Genomic DNA, 4,351 nt, shown 5'->3' with positions numbered 1-4,351 from the left:
ACAAGGTCTGGAACGAGGTGGCCGTGGGGGCCCGCCCCCCCCGCGGGCCCGCCCGGGGACGCGGGGGGGGGGGCGGGCCCGCGGCCCCCCCCCGCCCCCCCGCGGCGCGCGCCCCCGGGCTCCCCGCCCTGCGCGCGGCCCGCTCCCCCCGGCGGTCCCCCGTACGACGGGTGGTCGCCGGCGGGCTCGGCGCGGTGGGCCTCGCGCTCGGCGTGCTGACCGTGATCGGCCAGTCCACCGGCTATCCGGTGCTCGGCGCCGCGCTGCTCGTGGTGGGTGCCGGAGCCGGGTTCTCCTTCACCGTCACGGCCGATGTCATTCTCTCGGCCGTACCCAAGGAGCAGGCAGGTGCCGCGTCCGCGGTCTCCGAGACGGCGTACGAACTCGGCGCCGCACTCGGAATCGCGCTGCTCGGCTCGATCGTGACGGGCGTCTACGGGGGCTTCGCCGCCCCGGCCGGAGTGCCGTCGGACGCGCTCTCCGCGGCTCATGAGTCGCTCGGCGGCGCCGTCGAGGCCGCGGCCCACCTGCCCCAGGAGCAGGGCGCCGCGCTGGTCGGTGCCGCTCAGGAGGCGTTCGTGGAGGGCCTGCGGCTCGCCTCCGGCGTGGGTGCGGCGGTCCTGGTGGCCACCGCGGTCGTCGCCTGGTTCCTGCTGCGCGGCCAGAAGCTGGCCGACGGCGTCGAGCACTGACGCCGCCGTATACGAACGGTGTGTACGGCGGGCGCCCACGAGGGCCGCATACGACGGGCTCCCCGCGCACAGCAGCGCGGGGAGCCCGTCGTCCCGGTTCGGGCCGAGCCTCGGTTCAGGCCGCCTTCGCCTTGGTGGCGTACATGTCCACGTACTCCTGGCCGGAAAGCCGCATCACCTCGGCCATCACCGAGTCCGTCACCGCCCGCAGCACATAGCGGTCCCGGTCCATGCCCTCGTAGCGCGAGAATTCCATCGGCTCGCCGAACCGGATCGTCACCCGGCCAGGGCGCGGAACGCCCTTTCCACCCGGCTGGAGCTTGTCCGTGCCGATCATCGCGAACGGCACCACCGGCGCACCCGTCATCAGAGTGAGCCGGGCGATACCGGTACGGCCTCGGTAGAGGCGCCCGTCGGGTGAGCGGGTGCCTTCCGGATAGATACCGAAGACCTTGCCTTCCTCCAGCACCCGGCGCCCCGTCATCAGGGCCGCGACACCGCCGTTCGCACCGTCCCGGTCCACGGGGATCATGCCGACCCCGGTGAAGAACCAGGCCATCAGCCTGCCCTTCAGGCCTTTGCCGGTGACGTACTCGTCCTTGCCGATGAAGTACACCGCCCGGTCGCACACCACGGGCAGGACCATCGAGTCGATGAACGTGAGGTGGTTGCCGGCGAGGATGACGGGACCGTCCGCTGGGATGTGCTGGACGCCTTCCACCCGTGGGCGGAACATCAGGCGCAGGAGCGGTCCTAGCACTGCCTTGATGAGCGACAAGCGGGACAACGGGTCCTCCGAAGTCGTGGAGCGGTCTCTGGGAGGACTTGTGATTTTCCTCCCGGGCTTCCGGCCAGGGACCCGCCGCGGGGGCGCCCTCGGTGTGCGCCCCTCCGGCGGGTGCAGCCGACAAAGTCCTTGCAGGTGAGGACGATACTCGCGGGTCAGGGTCCGGCGCACATGGGGTTCACACACCAGATACACAGTGTTGACCTGAGTTTGGGACGCGTTTGCCCTGCATCTCCCTCGGGTAGCGGCCGACGACCTAGCGTGGACTGCCGCGTACCCCGTTTCCCGATGCCCCGCCGAAGGGGCCCGAGGAAGGATCACTCATGGCTCAGGTCGCAGACACGACTCCCGGACGCAGGACCGTTCTGGGCGCGGCGGTGGCTGGTACGGCGGCTCTCGGCGCGGTCGGTACCGGCGTGGCCGCGGCCGCCGGCGCCGAGGCCGCCGCAACCGCCGGGCGCCACAGCGACCGCCGGCTCCCCGTGCCCACGGTCATCGCCCACCGCGGCGCCAGCGGCTACCGGCCCGAGCACACCCTCGGCTCCTACCAGCTCGCCCTCGACATGGGCGCACATGTCATCGAGCAGGACCTCGTACCCACCAAGGACGGGCATCTGGTCTGCCGCCACGAGAACGACATCACCGGCACCACGGACATCGCCACCCGCCCCGAGTTCGCCTCCCGCAGGACCACCAAGTCCATCGACGGCGTCAGCATCACCGGCTGGTTCACCGAGGACCTCACCCTCGCCGAGCTCAAGACCCTGCGGGCCAAGGAGCGGATCCCCGCCGCCCGCCAGGAGAACACCCTCTACGACGGCCGCTGGCAGATCCCCACCTTCGAAGAGGTCCTGCGCTGGGCCGACACCCAGGGCCGCAGGCGTGGTCGCCCGGTATGGCTGCACGTGGAGACCAAGCACCCCTCGTACTTCCGGGGTATCGGTCTCGGGCTCGAGGAGCCGCTCGCGAAACTGCTGCGCCGTTACGGCCGCCATCGTGCCGAGTCGCCCGTATTCCTCCAGTCCTTCGAGCCCAGCAGCATCCAGCGGCTGGCGCGGCTGGTGTCGGCGCCGCGTGTGGTGCTCCTCTCCGGAGCCACCACCCGGCCCTGGGACTTCGTCCAGGCCGGTGACCCGCGCACGGTCGCGGACCTGGTCAAGCCCAGCGGCCTGGAGTGGATGGCCTCGTACGCCCAGGGGATCGGCCCCACGCTCGACCTGATCATCCCCAGGGACGCAGACGGCAGGCTCGGCACACCGACCACCCTCGTCCGGGACGCGCACGCCAAGGGTCTGATCCTGCACCCGTACACCATGCGCAACGAGAACGCCTTCCTGCCCGCCGACTTCCGGCGCGGTACCGACCCCAACGCCTACGGTGACGCGTTCGGTGCCTTCAAGGCCTACTTCGAGCAGGGCATCGACGGCATATTCACCGACCAGGCGGACACCGGACTGCTGGCCCGGGAGGACTTCGTCAGCGGCTGACGCCCTCGCTCATTCGGTCGGGTGAGAACGGGGGCGCGGCGGAAACCCGGGACCGCCCGGTGACGTCACGCCGGGCATGAGCCCTTATCCCGCCGTGTCCCCGTCCCGGCCCCCGTCCCGCTCCGGCGTGCTGGTGGAGTCGCTGCGGCCGCTCGTCGCCGCGGAGGCCGATGCGGAGGCTCAGGACGGCGGCCTGGAGCCCGCGGACCTCGAACAGGACGTGTGGGTACGCCTCCTTGAGCGGCTCGACGCCGGGGGGCAGCCCCGGGACACGGCGGCCTGGGTACGGGGCGCCGTACGCGACGTGGCGCGCGGAGCCCGTCTGCGAGCCCTGCGCGAGCGGCCCTCCGGTGACGAACCGGCCGCAGGGCCGGTGGACTGTCCCGAACGGGCGTTCCTCGCGGCCGAACGACGCCGTACGATCCGCGCCGCGGTGGCCCGTACACCCGGACCGTGTCCGCGGTTGCTGACCGCACTGCTGTCCCCGGCGGACCTCACCTACCGGGAAATCGCAGGACGGTTGGGTATCTCACAGGGAAGTCTGGGACCGATGCGTTCCCGGTGCCTGGGATGTCTGCGCAGAATGCTCGCGGCAGAGGTTGCAGCTCCTGGACTCCGGGGAAAGGAGCGGTAGACAACCGGGTGAAGGTGAGTGGAGGCGCGCCAGACATGGGCATGAGCGTGAGCATCACAGCGGCGGCGGTTCAGGACGCCGAGCACATCCTCAAGCTTCAGTACCTGTGCTATCAGAGCGAGGCGGCACTCTACGGCGACTACAGCATCGAGCCCCTGACCCAGACCCTCGACGACCTCAGGTCCGAGCTCGCCCGGGGCCACGCGCTGGTGGCCCGGCTCGGCGACGAGGTGATCGCGTCGGTGCGCGGTGAGGTCGACGAGGCGGGTGTCGCGCGGATCGCCAAGCTCATCGTCCATCCGCGTATGCAGCGCCACGGCCTCGGCGGCAGACTGCTCGGCGCGATCGAGACGCACTTCGCGGCGGACTCCGCCGCCAAGCGCTTCCAGCTCTTCACCGGACACCGCAGCGACCGGAATCTGCGCCTCTACCGCCGACATGGCTACGCACCGGTGTCGGAGCTGGCGGCCGGGCCCAGGCTGACCGTGATCACACTGGAGAAGAGTGTCGGCGTGGGGGAGTACACGACCGGCGCGTGACGGTCGCGAGTGGAGTGGGAGGTCCGGGTCCCGGCTCAGCGCCGGGACCCGCGCAGCCAGAGCATTCCGGTGATCGGCAGCAGAACCGGGATGAAGAGGTAGCCCATTCCGTAGTCGGTCCAGACGGTGGCATCCGGGAACGCGGCAGGGTCGGCCAGCGTCCACGAACCCACCGTCAGCACGCCCACCAGCTCGGCGGCGCAGGACACCAG

The 4,351-nt window shown here is 71.2% G+C and carries 4 protein-coding genes and 1 pseudogene; 4 read left to right on the top strand and 1 reads right to left on the bottom strand.

From position 1 onward, the window contains the following. Positions 1 to 68 precede the first annotated feature (68 nt). Positions 69 to 692, top strand: a pseudogene (locus ACFWI9_RS33125) (MFS transporter); the annotation flags it as partial. Positions 693 to 807: 115 nt separating this feature from the next. Here ACFWI9_RS33125 and ACFWI9_RS33120 read toward each other — a convergent pair. Further along, the gene (locus ACFWI9_RS33120) at positions 808 to 1,524 is read right to left on the bottom strand and encodes a lysophospholipid acyltransferase family protein (protein WP_387168685.1); all 717 of its coding nucleotides are present in this window, start codon (positions 1,522 to 1,524) and stop codon (positions 808 to 810) included. Positions 1,525 to 1,802: 278 nt separating this feature from the next. Here ACFWI9_RS33120 and ACFWI9_RS33115 point away from each other — a divergent pair, with 278 nt between their 5' ends. The 3 genes from ACFWI9_RS33115 (at position 1,803) to ACFWI9_RS33105 (ending at position 4,139) form a co-directional block, all read left to right on the top strand. Continuing rightward, positions 1,803 to 2,966, top strand: a complete 1,164-nt coding sequence (locus ACFWI9_RS33115; RefSeq protein ID WP_387168682.1) for a glycerophosphodiester phosphodiesterase — start codon at positions 1,803 to 1,805, stop codon at positions 2,964 to 2,966. Between the two features lie 76 nt (positions 2,967 to 3,042). Then, on the top strand, positions 3,043 to 3,600 hold the full coding sequence (locus ACFWI9_RS33110; RefSeq protein WP_387168679.1) for a sigma-70 family RNA polymerase sigma factor: 558 nt from the start codon (positions 3,043 to 3,045) through the stop codon (positions 3,598 to 3,600). Between the two features lie 35 nt (positions 3,601 to 3,635). Then, the gene (locus ACFWI9_RS33105; RefSeq protein WP_387168676.1) at positions 3,636 to 4,139 is read left to right on the top strand and encodes a GNAT family N-acetyltransferase; all 504 of its coding nucleotides are present in this window, start codon (positions 3,636 to 3,638) and stop codon (positions 4,137 to 4,139) included. Positions 4,140 to 4,351: the final 212 nt, after the last annotated feature.

Origin of the sequence: Streptomyces sp. NPDC127084 (genome assembly GCF_042724175.1) — a bacterium.
In the GTDB taxonomy this organism is placed as follows: domain Bacteria; phylum Actinomycetota; class Actinomycetes; order Streptomycetales; family Streptomycetaceae; genus Streptomyces.
The sequence above is the reverse complement of the archived record's forward strand: the minus strand, read 5'-3'. Positions and strand labels throughout refer to the sequence as shown.

Coding starts and splice junctions, on each gene's coding strand:
- ACFWI9_RS33110 (WP_387168679.1), top strand. CDS start 3,043: ATGAGCCCTTATCCCGCCGTGTCCCCGTCCCGGCCCCCGTCCCGCTCC.
- ACFWI9_RS33115 (WP_387168682.1), top strand. CDS start 1,803: ATGGCTCAGGTCGCAGACACGACTCCCGGACGCAGGACCGTTCTGGGC.
- ACFWI9_RS33105 (WP_387168676.1), top strand. CDS start 3,636: ATGGGCATGAGCGTGAGCATCACAGCGGCGGCGGTTCAGGACGCCGAG.